At 62.8% G+C, this 15,649-nt stretch carries 16 protein-coding genes; all 16 read left to right on the top strand.

Annotated features, from left to right (window positions below; translation table 11 throughout):
- Nucleotides 1-7 precede the first annotated feature (7 nt).
- The 16 genes from FFS64_RS02915 (at nt 8) to FFS64_RS02840 (ending at nt 15,611) form a co-directional block, all read left to right on the top strand.
- Entirely contained in the window at nt 8-262 is a 255-nt protein-coding gene (locus FFS64_RS02915; RefSeq protein ID WP_007993766.1) for an acyl carrier protein, read from the top strand.
- The gene (locus FFS64_RS02910; RefSeq protein ID WP_137804153.1) at nt 259-804 is read left to right on the top strand and encodes a hypothetical protein; all 546 of its coding nucleotides are present in this window, start codon (nt 259-261) and stop codon (nt 802-804) included. Before FFS64_RS02915 ends, FFS64_RS02910 begins: the two co-directional genes overlap by 4 nt.
- Nucleotides 801-2,480 carry an acyl-CoA synthetase family protein gene (locus FFS64_RS02905; protein ID WP_137804152.1) on the top strand — a complete coding sequence of 560 codons (1,680 nt, stop codon included), beginning with the start codon at nt 801-803 and terminating at the stop codon, nt 2,478-2,480. Before FFS64_RS02910 ends, FFS64_RS02905 begins: the two co-directional genes overlap by 4 nt.
- Entirely contained in the window at nt 2,473-3,207 is a 735-nt protein-coding gene (locus tag FFS64_RS02900) for a glycosyltransferase family 2 protein (RefSeq protein WP_137804151.1), read from the top strand. Before FFS64_RS02905 ends, FFS64_RS02900 begins: the two co-directional genes overlap by 8 nt.
- On the top strand, nt 3,204-4,145 hold the full coding sequence (locus FFS64_RS02895) for a glycosyl transferase (protein ID WP_137804150.1): 942 nt from the start codon (nt 3,204-3,206) through the stop codon (nt 4,143-4,145). The genes FFS64_RS02900 and FFS64_RS02895 overlap by 4 nt, the downstream gene beginning before the upstream one ends.
- Nucleotides 4,126-5,670, top strand: a complete 1,545-nt coding sequence (gene hutH / locus FFS64_RS02890) for a histidine ammonia-lyase (RefSeq protein ID WP_137804149.1) — start codon at nt 4,126-4,128, stop codon at nt 5,668-5,670. The genes FFS64_RS02895 and hutH overlap by 20 nt, the downstream gene beginning before the upstream one ends.
- Nucleotides 5,663-6,088, top strand: coding sequence for a thioesterase family protein (locus FFS64_RS02885; protein WP_137804148.1), 426 nt, complete (start codon nt 5,663-5,665; stop codon nt 6,086-6,088). Before hutH ends, FFS64_RS02885 begins: the two co-directional genes overlap by 8 nt.
- On the top strand, nt 6,085-6,687 hold the full coding sequence (locus tag FFS64_RS02880) for an outer membrane lipoprotein carrier protein LolA (RefSeq protein ID WP_137804147.1): 603 nt from the start codon (nt 6,085-6,087) through the stop codon (nt 6,685-6,687). Before FFS64_RS02885 ends, FFS64_RS02880 begins: the two co-directional genes overlap by 4 nt.
- Entirely contained in the window at nt 6,671-9,010 is a 2,340-nt protein-coding gene (locus FFS64_RS02875) for an MMPL family transporter (RefSeq protein ID WP_137804146.1), read from the top strand. Before FFS64_RS02880 ends, FFS64_RS02875 begins: the two co-directional genes overlap by 17 nt.
- Nucleotides 9,007-10,167, top strand: coding sequence for a sodium:proton antiporter (locus tag FFS64_RS02870; protein WP_137804145.1), 1,161 nt, complete (start codon nt 9,007-9,009; stop codon nt 10,165-10,167). Before FFS64_RS02875 ends, FFS64_RS02870 begins: the two co-directional genes overlap by 4 nt.
- Nucleotides 10,154-11,401, top strand: a complete 1,248-nt coding sequence (locus FFS64_RS02865) for an NAD(P)/FAD-dependent oxidoreductase (protein ID WP_137804144.1) — start codon at nt 10,154-10,156, stop codon at nt 11,399-11,401. Before FFS64_RS02870 ends, FFS64_RS02865 begins: the two co-directional genes overlap by 14 nt.
- A gap of 113 nt (nt 11,402-11,514) precedes the next feature.
- Nucleotides 11,515-11,997, top strand: a complete 483-nt coding sequence (locus FFS64_RS02860) for a hypothetical protein (protein WP_137804248.1) — start codon at nt 11,515-11,517, stop codon at nt 11,995-11,997.
- On the top strand, nt 11,994-13,190 hold the full coding sequence (locus FFS64_RS02855) for a beta-ketoacyl-[acyl-carrier-protein] synthase family protein (RefSeq protein ID WP_137804143.1): 1,197 nt from the start codon (nt 11,994-11,996) through the stop codon (nt 13,188-13,190). Before FFS64_RS02860 ends, FFS64_RS02855 begins: the two co-directional genes overlap by 4 nt.
- A complete protein-coding gene (locus FFS64_RS02850; RefSeq protein ID WP_137804142.1) occupies nt 13,187-13,660 on the top strand; it encodes a hotdog family protein in 474 nt (157 codons plus the stop codon). Before FFS64_RS02855 ends, FFS64_RS02850 begins: the two co-directional genes overlap by 4 nt.
- On the top strand, nt 13,657-14,385 hold the full coding sequence (fabG, locus tag FFS64_RS02845; RefSeq protein ID WP_137804141.1) for a 3-oxoacyl-ACP reductase FabG: 729 nt from the start codon (nt 13,657-13,659) through the stop codon (nt 14,383-14,385). Before FFS64_RS02850 ends, fabG begins: the two co-directional genes overlap by 4 nt.
- Nucleotides 14,385-15,611 (top strand): beta-ketoacyl-ACP synthase, encoded by a 1,227-nt coding sequence (locus FFS64_RS02840; protein ID WP_137804140.1) that lies wholly within the window; start codon nt 14,385-14,387, stop codon nt 15,609-15,611. Before fabG ends, FFS64_RS02840 begins: the two co-directional genes overlap by 1 nt.
- The last annotated feature ends 38 nt before the right edge of the window (nt 15,612-15,649 follow it).

The raw sequence follows: 15,649 nt of genomic DNA, 5'->3' as shown, positions 1-15,649 counted from the left end.
CCGGACCATGCAAACTCGTGACGACATTTTCAACACACTGCGCGATGCCTTGGTCGAGCTGTTCGAACTGGACCCCGAGCGCGTGAGCCTTGAATCCAACCTGTATCAGGACCTGGAAATCGACAGCATTGATGCAGTCGACCTGATCGATCACATCAAACGTCAGACCGGCAAGAAAATCGCCGCCGAGGAATTCAAATCGGTGCGTACCGTCAGTGACGTGGTCGAGGCGGTCTACCGTCTGGTTCAACCGGTCGCATGAGCCGACTGATCGGCCTCGGCCTGCTGCTGGCAGGCCTGTTGTACCCCTTCGCGGTGTATTTCGGCATGGAACATTTCGCGCCATGGCAGTTCGGTTTGCTGCTGGGCAGCCTGTGGCTGGCGCGTGCGCTGACCGGACGGCGGCGACCGGGCAGTCGGTGGATGGCCATGGTGGCCATCGTATTCTGTCTGTTGTTGGCGCTGCTCGACAGCCCGGCCCTGCTGCGCTGGTACCCGGTCCTGATCAGCGGTTTCATGCTGGTGCTGTTCGGCGTGAGCCTGATCTACGGCATGCCGATGGTTGAACGCCTGGCCCGCCTGCGTGAACCGCAGTTACCCGCCAAGGGCGTTCGTTATACCCGACAGGTGACCATCGCCTGGAGCGTGTTTTTTCTGTGCAACGGATTGTGCGCGGCCGCCCTGACGCTTTGGGCGCCGCTGAGCTGGTGGATGTTGTACACCGGCCTGATTTCCTACGGCTTGATAGGCCTGATGTTTGCCATTGAATGGCTCATACGACAACGGGTACGAGGCCACCCATGAATTGGATAAAACTTGAGCACCTGCTGCTCAAGGCTCAGCCGGAGCGGGCCGTAACGGCCGAACCGGCACTGAATCACGCACAACTGTGCGAACAGGCCCTGAACCTGGCCGCCGGCCTGCAAGCCAAAGGCGTGCATCGCATCGCCGTGCACCTTGAGGACGCCGCCGACCTGGCGATTGCCCTGCTCGGCGCGTGGCGTGCCGGGGTCAGCGTTTTGTTGCCGGCCGACCTGCAAGCCCAGACTCGCCAGCGCTGGTCGGGCGAAGTCGACCTGTGGCTCACCGATCAACCCGATGACGCCCGTCTGGACGATTTCCAGCACCCGCCACTGGCCGCTGCGGCACTGGATCTGGATCGCTGTTCCCTGAGCCTGTGCACCTCCGGCTCCAGCGGCGAACCCAAGCGCATCGAAAAAAGCCTGCGCCAACTGGCCAATGAAGTCCAAGCCCTGGAGCAACTGTGGGGCGCCAATCTGGGCCAGGCGTGCATCATTGGCAGTGTCGCCACCCAACACATTTACGGCCTGCTGTTTCGGGTACTTTGGCCGCTCTGCGCCGGGCGCCCGTTCGTGCGCAAGCAATTGGCCTTTCCGGAAGATCTGCAACGCGCCAGCCGTTTGCACCCGGCCTTCGCCTGGGTCGCCAGCCCGGCGCTGCTCAAACGGATGGGTGACAACCTCGACTGGCCGGCCTTGAGCGCGGTGCGTCGGGTGTTTTCATCCGGCGGCGCATTGCCAGCCGAGGCCGCGCAAAGTCTGCACGAGCGCCTGCATCAATGGCCGACCGAAATTTTCGGCAGTTCGGAAACAGGTGGCATTGCCTGGCGTCAAGGGCACGATCTGTGGCAGCCCTTCGCCGATGTCGCGCTGAGCCAGGACAAAGACGGCGCACTGCTCATCGCCTCGCCCTACTTGCCCGCCGGCCATGTCGAACACACCGCCGATGCGGCGCGAATCGCCCCTGATGGCCGATTCGAACTGCTCGGGCGGCTGGACCGTATCGTCAAACTGGAAGAAAAGCGTATCTCCTTGCCAATGCTGGAGCAGGCGCTGACGGCTCATGATTGGGTCGCCGAAGCGCGGCTGGGTGTCGTTCAGGAAAACCGCGCTTCACTGGGGGCACTGCTGGTACTGAGCGAAGCGGGGTTGCATGCCCTGCGCAATCAAGGCCGACGCAGCCTCACTGAGACCTTGCGCCAACATCTGAGCCAACACTGCGAAGCCCTGGCCCTGCCACGGCGCTGGCGTTTGCTGCGGCAACTGCCGCTGAACGCTCAAGGCAAACTGCCCCAGGCTGATGTCGAAGCCCTGCTGCTGGCGCCGCGTCCCAAGGCGCCGCAGGTGCTGGAACAGATCGAAACCGAGGGCGAGTGGAGCCTGCAACTGGCCGTGCCACCGGACCTGGCCTATTTCAGCGGCCACTTCCCCCGGGCGCCAGTGCTGCCGGGCGTGGTGCAAGTGGAGTGGGCGCTGAGGCTGGGCCAGCAATTGATGAACCTGCCGGAAAAATTTGCCGGCATGGAAGTGCTGAAGTTCCAGCAACTGGTGCGTCCCGGCGATGAAGTGCAATTGCACCTGCGCTTCGACCCGACCCGCGGCAAACTGTATTTCGCCTATCGCAATGAAACCGCCACCTGCTCCAGTGGGCGGATTCTGCTGGAGGCGGCAGATGCATAACCCCTGCGCCGTCATCCCGGTCTATAACCACGAAACCGCGATCACCACGGTGGTCGAGGCACTGCTCGCCAGCGGTCTGCCCTGCGTTTTGGTGGACGATGCCAGCGACAAAGCCTGCGCCACGGTCCTGGATCAACTGGCCCAGCGCGACAAGGTTCACTTGATCCGCCTGGCCGCCAATCAGGGCAAGGGTGGTGCGGTGATGACCGGCCTGCGTGAAGCATCACGCCTTGGCTACAGCCATGCCTTGCAGGTGGACGCTGACGGTCAGCACGACCTGCAAGACGTCCAACGCTTCATCGAACACTCCCGCGCTCATCCCGAGGCCGTGATCTGCGGCTATCCCCTGTACGACGCCAGTGTGCCGAAAGGTCGCTTGTACGCCCGCTACCTGACCCACGTCATGGTCTGGATCAATACCCTGTCACTGCAGATCCGCGACTCCATGTGCGGCTTCCGCGTCTATCCGTTGCCGCCGGTACTGGCGCTGATCGACACCGCTAAGATCGGCAAGCGCATGGATTTCGATTCGGACATCCTGGTGCGCCTGTCCTGGCGCGATCAGCCGATGCAATGGCTGCAAACCCGAGTTCACTACCCTCTGGACGGCGTTTCGCATTTCCGCATGTTCCACGATAACGTGCTGATTTCGAGCATGCACACCCGGTTGTTCTTCGGCATGCTGCTGCGCTTGCCCCTGATTCTCTGGCGGCGGTGGCGAACATGAACGTCGACAAGCAACATTGGGCCGACCGCGAGGAACGCGGCAGCTTCTGGCTGATGAAATTCACGGCGTTCGCCGCCAAAGTCCTCGGTCGCCGGCTGTTGAGTCCCCTGCTGTACGGCATCGTGCTGTACTTTTTCCTGTTCGGTCGCGGCGCCCGTCACAGCGCCTGGCAGTACCAGCAGCGGCTTGCCGACTGGAGCGGCCGCAGCGAATTGCGTCCGACCCATTGGCGGGTATTCGGCCAGTTCATGGCCTTCGCCGATTCCATGCTCGACAAGCTCGACGTGTGGAACGGCAAGCTGAGCATCGAACAGATCGAAATCATCGACCCGGCGTTGTTGCGCAACCAGTTGCGCGGCACCCGCGGACAGATGCTGGTGGGTGCGCACCTGGGCAACCTGGAAGTCTGCCGCGCGCTGGCGGAGATCGGCGAGAAGGTGACGATGAACGTGCTGGTGCACACCAAGCACGCCGAACAATTCAATCGCTTGCTGGGCGAAGCCGGTGCCACCAATCTGCGCCTGATTCAGGTCAGCGAACTGGACCCGGTGATCATGCTGCAACTGCACGAACGCCTGGAGCGTGGCGAGTGGCTGGCGATTGCCGGCGACCGCGTGCCGCTGCATGGCGGGCGCAGCGTGACCGTGGATTTCCTGGGACACCCGGCGAAATTTCCGCAAGGGCCATGGCTGCTGGCCGGCCTGCTGAAATGCCCGGTCAATCTGTTGCTGTGCCTGAAGAAACCCGACGGCGATTATCGACTGACGCTGGAGCCGTTCGCTGAGGCGATCACCTGGAAACGCGGAGACCGCGAGCAGGTCATTCATCAGTGGGCATCCCGTTATGCCGGGCGCCTGAGTCACTATTGCCTCGAAGCGCCCCAACAATGGTTCAACTTTTACCCTTTCTGGAAGACCGATGACGACGCCAACGCTTGAGCCGGTAACCTTCGGCGAACTCCCTTTGCGCATCGAAGACGTGCTGGCCCTGGCCAACCGCCAGGCACCCACGCAGCTGCAGAGCGACCCCGCGTACCGTGAGCGCATCGCCAAGGGCGCGCGCTTCCTCGATTCCCTGCTGGACAAGGAAGGCGTGATCTATGGCGTGACCACCGGTTACGGCGATTCCTGCGTGGTGGCGGTGCCGCTGCATCACGTCGAGGCGTTGCCGCGTCATCTGTACACCTTCCATGGCTGCGGGCTGGGCAAACTGCTCGACGCCCAGGCCATCCGCGCGGTGCTGGCGGCGCGGTTGCAGTCGTTGTGCCATGGCGTTTCCGGGGTGCGCGTGGAGCTGCTGGAGCGCCTGCAAGCGTTCCTTGAACACGACATCCTGCCGCTGATTCCGGAAGAAGGCTCGGTCGGTGCCAGCGGCGATCTGACGCCGTTGTCCTATGTCGCCGCAACCCTGTCCGGCGAACGCGAAGTGATGTTCCGTGGCGAACGCCGTCAGGCCGCCGATGTGCATCGCGAACTCGGCTGGCAACCACTGGTGCTGCGTCCGAAGGAAGCCCTGGCGCTGATGAACGGCACGGCGGTGATGACCGGTCTTGCCTGCCTGGCCTACGCCCGCGCTGACTACCTGCTGCAACTGGCGACCCGCATCACCGCGCTGAACGTGGTCGCCCTGCAAGGTAACCCGGAGCACTTCGATGAGCGTCTGTTCGCTACCAAACCCCATCCGGGGCAGATGCAGGTCGCCGCGTGGTTGCGCAAGGACCTGGCGATCGACGCACCGACCGCGCCGTTGCATCGCCTGCAGGACCGCTACTCCCTGCGATGTGCGCCCCACGTCCTCGGTGTGCTGGCCGACAGCCTGAACTGGCTGCGCTCATTCATCGAGACCGAGCTCAACAGCGCCAACGACAACCCGATCATCGATGCCGAGGCCGAGCGTGTGCTGCACGGCGGGCACTTCTATGGCGGCCACATCGCCTTCGCCATGGACAGCCTGAAAAACCTCGTGGCCAACGTCGCCGACCTGCTCGATCGTCAGCTCGCGTTGCTGGTAGACGAGCGCTACAACCATGGTTTGCCGAGCAACCTGTCCGGTGCCTCCGCCGAGCGGGCCATGCTCAATCACGGCTTCAAGGCGGTGCAGATCGGCGCCAGTGCATGGACCGCCGAAGCGCTGAAAAACACCATGCCGGCCAGCGTGTTCTCGCGTTCCACCGAGTGTCACAACCAGGACAAGGTGAGCATGGGCACCATCGCCGCCCGTGATGCGATTCGCGTGCTGGAACTGACCGAACAGGTCGCCGCCGCCACGCTGTTGGCCGCCAATCAGGGCGTCTGGCTGCGTGAACAGTCCGCAGACTCACGCCCGTTGCCGCCAGCGCTGGCCGCCATGCACGAAGAGTTGGCCAAAGATTTCCCGCCGGTCATCGAAGACCGCGCGCTGGAAGGCGAATTGCGCCTGTGCCTGCAACGCATCGCCGAACAACACTGGAGGCTGCATGCGTAGCAAGGGAGTGCTCCACACCGATACGGAAATCCTCGTGCCATTCTTTGACGTCGACAGCATGAACGTCGTCTGGCACGGCCATTACGTCAAGTACCTGGAAATCGCCCGCTGCGCGTTGCTGGACAAGATCGGCCACAATTACAGCGCCATGTCCGAATCGGGCTACGCCTGGCCGGTGATCGACCTGCAACTGCGCTACGTGCGGGGCGCGGTGTTCGGTCAGAAGCTGAACGTGCGCGCCAATCTGGTGGAGTGGGAGAACAGACTGAAGATCAACTACCTGATCAGCGACCTGGAAACCGGCGAACGCTTGACCCGCGCCGTTTCCGTGCAGGTCGCCGTCGACATGGGCAGCCGCGAGATGCAACTGGCTTCGCCGAAGGTCTTCACCGACGCCGTCGAAAGGATGTTGGCATGAACCCGCTCTGCAAAGGCCTCGGCGTTTTGGCGCTGCTCGCCTTGTCCTCCTTCGCCCATGCCTTCGATCTGCAACAGCTCAGCGATCAGCTGGCCAAGCCCGAAGTTATCCACGGCAGCTTCGTCCAGGAGAAACACCTGCGCGCCCTGCCGCAGCCACTGACCAGCAAGGGCACCTTCGTCCTGGCAAAAAACCACGGCTTGCTGTGGCTGCTGAAAACGCCGCTGCAGCAGGATTACCGCATCACCGACAAGGGCATCGCACGACGTGATCCCAGCGGTTGGCAGATGCTGCCGGGCAAAAGCGCCGGTGCCGAGCAGAACCGATTGTTCCTCGCCGTGCTGCAAGGTGATAGCAGTGGGCTGCAACGGGATTTCGAACTCTCACTGAGTGGTGACCCACAGAACTGGAAACTGACACTGGTGCCACGCTCGATGCTGCTCAAACAAGTGTTCAACCAGATCAACATCACCGGCGGCGAACTGGTGCACAGCATCGAATTGCTGGAAACCCAGGGTGACAGCACCCTGTTGCGCATGCAGGACAGCACCAACGCCCAACCGTTGAGCGACGCGGAGCAACATGACTTTGCCGAGTGAACGGATGCTTCCGCGGTTGTTTCTGATCCTGCTGCTGGCAGTGCTGGCGCTCGCGGGCTGGCAATGGCGCGACGGCGCACCGCTGTCGGCCAACCTGATGGAATTGGTGCCCGGCACCGCGCCGGACGCCCTGGAGCTGCGCGCCGAACAACGCATGCAAGAACCACTGAACCGCGAAATGCTGGTGCTGGTTGGCCATGAAAATCGCGAACAAGCCATCAACATGGCGCAGAAACTGGGGGATCATTGGCAGGCCAGCGGCCTGTTCGAAAAGGTCCAGTGGAACTTGCAAGCCGATTTGCCGGCGCTGCGCACGCAGCTGCTGCAAGGCCGATTGGCAATGCTTTCGGCGCAAGATCGCCAGCAACTGATCGAACATCCCGACGCCTTCATTCAGCAACGGGTGCAGGCTCTGTTCGACCCCTTCACCGGTTTCAGCCTGGTGCCGAGCCAGGACGACTGGCTGGGCCTGACCGGGCGCATCCAGAACAGCCAGCCGCAACACGGCGCGGTGCAACTGGACATCGGCAGCGGCGCGCTGATTGCCGAGGCTGACGGCAAACATTGGGTACTGCTGCGCGCGCGGACCACCGGCAACGCCTTCGACATGAACCTGCCGCTGCAAGTGGCCGACCTGCTCCAGCACAGCCGCGAAGAAGCCGCCGAGTCCGGCGCGCAGCTGCTGGCGGCCAGCGGCCTGCTGTATGCCGCCAACGGTCAGAAGCAGGCCTCCCGCGAAATGACCTGGGTCGGCGGCGGTGCCACGGTCGGGATTCTGTTGCTGCTGTTGTTGGCCTTCCGTCGCTGGCGCGTGCTGCTGGCCTTTGTTCCGGTGCTGGTGGGCATGTTGTTCGGCGCGGTGGCTTGCGTGGCGCTGTTCGGTCACATGCATGTGATGACCCTGGTACTGGGTTCGAGCCTGATCGGCGTCGCCGTCGATTACCCGTTGCATTACCTGTCCAAGAGCTGGAGCCTGAAACCCTGGCACAGCTGGCCGGCCCTGCGCCTGACCTTGCCGGGCCTGACCCTGAGCCTGATCACCAGTGCCATCGGCTACCTGGCCCTGGCCTGGACGCCATTCCCGGCGCTGACCCAGATTGCGGTGTTCTCCGCCGCCGGCCTGTTGGGTGCCTATTTGTCTGCCGTGTGCCTGCTGCCGGCATTGCTCAAGGGTGTGGAACTGCGTCCGGCACAGTGGCCGCTGCGCATTTCGGAGTCGTTGCTGAGCTGTCGAGAAGCACTGCTCAAGCGCCTGCATACGCCGGTGTTGCTGGCGCTGCTGATTGCCTTCTGCGTCGGTGGTCTGGTGCAGTTGGAAACGAAAAATGACATCCGCCAATGGGTCGGCGCACCGCAGCAATTGACTGACGAGGCGCAAACCATTGCGCGGATTACCGGTTATCAACCCACCAGCCAGTTCTTCCTTGTGCAGGCGGCCGATCAACAGCAATTGCTCGAGCGCCAGTCCGCCTTGAGCGAACGCCTGGATCAACTGGTCAACCTGGAAAAACTCCAGGGTTTCCTGTCGCTCAATCAACTGGTCAGCCCGCCGAATGAACAGCAGCAGTTGCGCGAAGCGCTGGGCAAACTGCCGAAGTTCTGGCAGCCGTTGCTCGATGTCGGCGTGCCGGTCGAGGCACTGCAGGCGGAGCTGACGACATTGCAGGCGCTGCCCGTCGAAGACATCGACGCCGCGCTGGCCGGACCCTTGGCCGAACCTTATCGCCTGTTGTGGCTGGGACCGACCGCGGATGGCGTGGCGGCGATGGTCAGCCTGCAAGGCCTGAACAACCCTGCCCTGCTGCGGGTCCAGGCCGAAGATTTGCCGGGCGTGCAGTTGGTGGATCGGCTGGGTGAATTGAACAAAGTCTTCGCTGACACACAAATCAGTGCCGCCGAACTGAAACTCGCGTCCTGCGTACTGATTGTGCTGGTATTGATCCTGCCGTTCGGCTTCGGCGGCGCATTGCGCATCGTCTCCCTGCCGCTGCTCGCCGCGCTGTGCAGTCTCGCCAGCCTCGGTTGGCTGGGGCAACCGTTGACCCTGTTCAGCCTGTTCGGCCTGCTGCTGGTGACGGCGATCAGTGTCGACTATGCGATCCTCATGCGTGAACAGGTGGGCGGCGCGGCCGTGAGCCTGCTGGGCACCTTGCTGGCGGCTTTGACCACATGGCTGTCGTTCGGCCTGCTGGCGGTGTCGAGTACGCCGGCGGTGAGTAACTTCGGCCTGTCGGTCAGCCTGGGCCTGGTGTTCAGCTTCATGCTGGCCCCCTGGGCCGGTCGCCAGGTGCATGCGGCCACGGTCGCGGAGCCGACAGCATGATGATCGCCCTGTTTTGGGTAATGGCCTTGACGCTGTTTGCCGTGGCGACCCGGGTCGGTCGCCACTTCGGCCTGATCCCGATCGTCAGCCAGTTGCTGTTGGCGACCGTAGGCCTGCCGCTGCTGATGTATTTCTGGATCGAACCACAATGGCAGTTGAGCGGCGCGGTACTGGTGTCGCCGCTCTGGCTGAAGAACCTCTACAGCCTGAGTTTCGCGCTGTTGCTGGGTTATATCCTCAGCGACGTGATCGACCTGCACCTGGACCGCCAGAGCCTGAAAATCGCCCTGCCGAGTTTCTGCATTCCGTTCGCCTGCGGCTTGGCCACGGCGATCTGGCTGTTGCCGCCGCAGCCCTGGATCAGCTCCCTGGCGGTGGGCCTGCTGTTCGCCATTACCGCGATCCCGGTGCTGTACCTGTACCTGCGGCATATCGATTACCCGCCCGCCGCCACCCGCCGGCTGGTGCAGACTGCGATCCTCATCGACCTCACCTGCTGGAGCCTGTTCGCCGTCGCCCAAGGCACCCTGCACCTGAGCAGCCTGTTGCTGCCACTGGCCGGAGCCTGTCTTCCGGTACTGCTGAGGCTGCTGGGCCTGCGCCAATTGTGGCTGTACAGCCTGGGCTTTTTCGCCCTGCTGGTGGTGGCCGAACACTACAAGCTCAATGCGCTGATTTTCGGCATCGGTTATGTGCTGATCATGGCCGCACTGAAGGCGCCACTGGTACTGCCGCTGCCGGCGATCTGGATGAGCCGCTTGCAGACCTACATGGCCATTCCGTTGATCCTCACCTTCGGCATCGTGCAGATCAACGTGCACAGCGCCATGGACAGCCTCGGCTGGGTGCAATTGGCGGCGCTGCTGCTGTTGCCGATTGCCAGCAAACTGCTGGGCAACTGGCTCGGACTGGGCTGGGCCGGCGCCTCGTTCCAGGGCGCCAGCCGCTGGCGCGAAAGCGTGCTGCTGAACATTCGCGGCTTGAGCGAGATCGTGTTTCTCAACCTTTTGTTGCAACAACAACTCATCAGCCCGGCGCTGTACTTTGCGTTGATGCTGATGGGCCTGATCGCCACATTGCTGCCGGCACTGGCCGGCATGCACCGGATTCCCCTGAAAGCTGCCGTCCCGGCAAGGAGCCCTCATGCCAACCGTTGAAATGGAACATCGCCGGATCGTGGTCATCGGCGCAGGCCCTTCGGGCGCCATTGCCGCCGCACTGCTCAAGCGCAAGGGACATGATGTGCTGGTCATAGAGCGTCAGCATTTCCCACGGTTTTCCATCGGCGAAAGCCTGCTGTCCCATTGCCTGGATTTCGTCGAAGAGGCGGGCATGCTCGACGCTGTCAACGCCGCCGGCTTTCAGCTCAAGACCGGCGCCGCGTTTGCCTGGGGCGAGCGGTACAGCGCCTTCGATTTCGGCGACACCTTCACCCACGGAAAACCGACGACCTTCCAGGTCCAACGCGCTGATTTTGACCAGTTGCTGGCCGATCAAGCGGCACTGCAAGGCGTGGAAATCCGTTACGGCGAAGCCATCGTCAGCGTCGATTTCGAACACGCCAAACCGCGGCTTGGCGTGCGTCGCGAGGATGGCAGCGAATACCGCGTCGAGGCCGATTTCATGCTCGACGCCAGCGGTTACGGTCGCGTGCTGCCACGCCTGCTCGACCTCGAAGCACCGTCGAACTTCCCGGTGCGCCAGGCGGTGTTCACCCACGTCGAAGACCATATCGACCAGCCGAATTTCGACCGCACCAAGATCCTCATCACCACCCATCCGACCCACCGCGATATCTGGTTCTGGACCATCCCGTTCAGCAATGGGCGATGCTCGGTGGGCGTGGTCGCGGCCGCCGAGCATTTCGAAGGTCGCACCGATAATCTGGACGACTGCCTGCGCGGCTTCATTGCCGAGACACCAAGCCTGGCCGGCGTGCTGGACAGCGCCGTTTGGGATACGCCAGCACGTACCATCGGAGGTTACTCGGCCAACGTCAAAACCCTGCATGGGCCGGGTTTCGCGCTGCTGGGCAACGCCGCAGAATTCCTCGACCCGGTGTTCTCTTCCGGCGTCACCATCGCCATGCGTTCGGCGAGCATGGCCGCCGGGGTGTTGCACCGTCAGTTGCAAGGCGAAGCCGTCGACTGGCAAAAAGAGTTCGCCGAACCACTCAAGCGCGGCGTCGACACCTTCCGCTGCTACGTCGAAGGCTGGTACGCCGGAACCTTCCAGGACGTGATTTACCATGAGGGCGGCTCGCCGGATATCCGTCGCATGATCAGCTCGATCCTGGCCGGCTACGCCTGGGACGAACGCAACCCGTTCGTCAGCGAAGCCAGGCGTCGCTTGAAAATGATCTCGGAACTCTGTGCAAGGGATGCCACATGAGCTATTCAACCTGTGGGAGCGGGCTTGCTCGCGAAAGCGGTGCATCCTTCAACAGTGATGTTGGATGTGATGTCCTCTTCGCGAGCAGGCTCGCTCCCACAAGGGTTCCGAGTATTCTGCGATTTTTGCTTCTGGGCTGTGTTCTGCTATTGAGCGCCTGCGTCAGCCAGGCACCGCTGCCCGAGCAAACACCGAGCCTGTCGTTGCCGCTGCAATTGCATATCCAGCGACTGCAAGCCGAACAACGCCAGGATTGGGTGCTGGTGATCCAGCGTGAAGGCCCGGCCATTCGCTGGTCGATGATGGACCTGCTGGGCATTCCACAGGCGCGTCAGAAACTGGTGGATGGAGCATGGCAGGCTGATGGCCTGCTGCCGCCCAACCCGGAAGCCCGGGAGCTGTTCGCGGCGCTGTTGTTTGCGCTGACCCCGCTGAACGAATTGCCCGGCAACTATCCGCAAGCCTGGCAACATGGTGCACAACGCTCCCTGCCCGCACGCTGGGACGTGCGCTATTCACAACCGATGAGCTTTGAATTGAACTTGCCCGAAGGCCCGAAATACCAAGTCACGCCGCTGAGCGGGGAGGTACCATGACCGCCTACCTGAATGCCCTGGGGATCATCTGCTCCCTGGGCCGTGACAAACAAGAAGTTGCGCGCAACCTGTATGCCGGCGACTGCTCCGGCATGCGCGGCGCAACTGGCTGGGTGGCGCAGCGTTCGCTACCGGTGGGCGCGGTGCGTGGCGAACTGGTGCCGATTCCCGCCGAACTGTCCCGGCAAAACACCCGCAACAATCGGTTGTTGATGGAAGCCGCCCTGCAAATTCGCCCGGACATCGACCAAGCGATCCAGACCTACGGCCGCGACCGCATCGGCGTCGTTCTGGGTACCAGCACTTCGGGCATCGACGAAGCCAGCCAGGGCCTGTCCCATTACATCCGCGAGCAGCAGTTCCCGGCCGAATATGATTACCAGCAACAGGAACTCGGCGCGCCGGCCAGCTTCCTCGCCGACTGGCTGCAACTGAGCGGTCCGGACTATGTGATTTCCACCGCCTGCACCTCCAGCGCCCGAGCACTGATGAGCGCCCAACGCCTGCTCGACCTCGGCGTATGCGACGTGGTGCTGTGCGGTGGCGTCGACAGCCTGTGCAAATTGACCCTCAACGGCTTTTCGGCGCTGGAAGCGGTTTCCGATCAGCGCTGCAACCCGTTCTCGGTGAATCGCAACGGCATCAACATCGGTGAAGCGGCCGCGCTGTTCCTGATGAGCAAGCAGGCTGGCGGCAATCATCCGATTGCTCTGCTCGGCAGCGGCGCCAGCTCCGATGCACACCATATTTCCGCGCCGGAACCCTCGGGCCGGGGAGCCCAGCAGGCGATGCGCAAGGCGTTGACCCGAGCCGGGCTGCAACCACAGCAAATCAGTTACCTGAACCTGCACGGCACTGCCACCCAGCATAACGACGCCATGGAAAGTCAAGCAGTGGCCGCGTTGTTCCCGACCGGCGTGCCCTGCTCTTCTACCAAACCCATGACCGGCCACACCCTCGGCGCCGCCGGTGCGCTGGAAGCGGCGTTCTGCTGGTTGAGCCTGAGCGCAGGCAACCGCGAACAGGCTTTGCCGCCGCATGTGTGGGACGGCCAACCGGACCCTGAGCTGCCCGCCCTGAAATGGGTGACCCCGGCCGATCGCCTGGCGTCCACAGGTCCTCGCTACCTGATGAGCAACTCTTTCGCGTTCGGTGGCAACAACGTCAGCCTGATTATCGGAGACGCCCCATGACTGACTGGCCGCTCGCCGAACTGATCCCCCACGCTGGTGACATGATCCTCATCGACCGGATCCTGGCGCTCGATGAGGAGCAGATTCACACCTGCCTCACCGTCAAACCCGACGGATTGTTCAACCACCCGGACGGCAGTTTGCCGGCCTGGGTCGGCATCGAACTGATGGCCCAGAGCGTTGCCGCCTTCGCCGGTTGCCATGCACGCCAGCGTGGCGATGCGGTAGAGCTTGGCTTCCTGCTCGGCAGTCGCAAGTTCGAATGCAACGTCGAAAGCTTCCCGGCCGGCACCGAGCTGACCATCCACGGCATTCGCTCGCTGGAAGACGACAACGGCATGGGCGTGTTCGAATGCCACATCAATGCGCCTGGCATTCACGCCAGCGCCCGTCTGAACGTATATCGCCCGCCTCAGGCGGCTCAGTATCTAAATGAACCCCAAGGTTCTTCACAAGGAACACAGCCATGACTGAATCCGTACTGGTCACCGGTTCCAGCCGTGGCATCGGCCGCGCCATCGCCCTGCGCCTGGCCCAGGCCGGACATGACATCGTGCTGCACTGCCGCAGCGGCCTGACAGATGCGATGGCGGTACAGGGCGAAATCGAGGCCTTGGGGCGCAAGGCGCGCATCCTGCAATTCGACGTATCCGATCGTGCCGCCTGCAAAGCCATTCTGGAGGCCGACGTGGAAACCCACGGCGCCTATTACGGTGTGGTACTCAACGCCGGTCTGACCCGTGACGGTGCTTTTCCGGCGCTGAGCGAGGATGATTGGGATGTGGTGATGCGCACCAACCTCGACGGTTTCTACAACGTGCTGCACCCGGTGATGATGCCGATGATCCGTCGTCGCGCCGCCGGGCGGATTGTCTGCATCACCTCGGTGTCCGGTCTGATCGGCAACCGTGGCCAGGTCAACTACAGCGCCTCGAAGGCCGGGCTGATCGGCGCAGCGAAGGCGTTGGCGATCGAACTGGGCAAGCGCAAAATCACCGTCAACTGTGTCGCGCCCGGCCTGATCGACACCGCGATGCTCGATGAAAACGTGCCGGTGGAAGAACTGATGAAAATGATCCCTGCGCAGCGCATGGGCACCCCGCAAGAGGTGGCCGGCGCAGTGAATTTCCTGATGTCGGCGGAAGCCTCGTACATCACCCGGCAGGTACTGGCCGTCAATGGAGGCCTGTGTTGATGAAGCGCGTCGTCGTCACCGGCATGGCCGGCATCACATCGCTGGGCAGCGACTGGGAGACCATCGCCGGCAACTTCGCGGCCAACCGCAGCGGCATCCGCCGGATGGATGAGTGGGATCGTTTCACCGAACTCAACACCCGCCTGGCCGGGCCCATCGATGACTTCAAGGTGCCGAGCCACTGGACCCGCAAGCAGCTGCGCAGCATGGGCCGGGTCTCGCGGCTGGCGGTCGGCGCGGCGGAACAGGCGTTGGCCGACGCCGGATTGCTGGGTGACGAATCGATCAAGGACGGGCGCATGGGCGTCGCTTGTGGCTCGTCCACCGGCAGCACCGACGAGATCAAGGCGTTCGGCAACATGCTGCTCAACTCGGTGGCCGAAGGCCTGAACGCCAACTCCTACGTGCGCATGATGCCGCACACCACGGCGGCCAATATCAGCATCTTCTTCGGCCTTACCGGCCGATTGATCCCAACCTCCAGCGCCTGCACCAGCGGCAGCCAAGGTATCGGCTATGCCTACGAAGCCATCAAGTTCGGGCGCCTGCCGCTGATGCTCGCCGGTGGCGCCGAAGAGCTTTGCCCGACCGAAGCCATGGTCTTCGATGCGCTCTACGCCACCAGCCTGAAAAACAACGCCCCGCAAAGCAGTCCGCGCCCGTATGACAAAGGTCGCGATGGCCTGGTGATCGGTGAAGGCGGCGGCATGCTGGTACTCGAAGAGCTGGAACACGCCCTGGCCCGTGGCGCGCACATCCATGCAGAGATCGTTGGTTTCGGCAGCAACGCCGACGGCCAGCACACCACCCGTCCGGAGCAAGTCACCATGCGCCGGGCGATGGAACTGGCGCTGGAAGACGCCGGACTCAAACCGTCGGACATCGGCTACGTGAATGGCCACGGCACCGCCACCGAACAGGGCGACATCGCCGAAACCCTGGCCACCAGCAGCCTGTTCGGCGAGCACATGCCAATCAGCTCGCAGAAAAGCTTCCTCGGCCACACCCTCGGCGCCTGCGGTGCGCTGGAATCCTGGTTCAGCATCGAAATGCTCAACCGCGACCTCTACGCACATACCCTCAACCTCGACGAAGTCGACCCGCACTGCGGCAAACTCGACTACCTGCGCGGCGAGTTCCGGCAGATGAGCAATCAGTTTGTGATGAACAATAACTTTGCGTTTGGCGGGGTGAATACTTCGCTGATTTTCAAGCGCTGGGTGTAACGCCAGAATCGAGTAGGAGACGGATTTACATCCGTCGT

It is taken from the genome of Pseudomonas sp. G(2018), from assembly GCF_005502415.1.
Taxonomy (GTDB): Bacteria; Pseudomonadota; Gammaproteobacteria; order Pseudomonadales; family Pseudomonadaceae; genus Aquipseudomonas.
The sequence above is the reverse complement of the archived record's forward strand: the minus strand, read 5'-3'. Positions and strand labels throughout refer to the sequence as shown.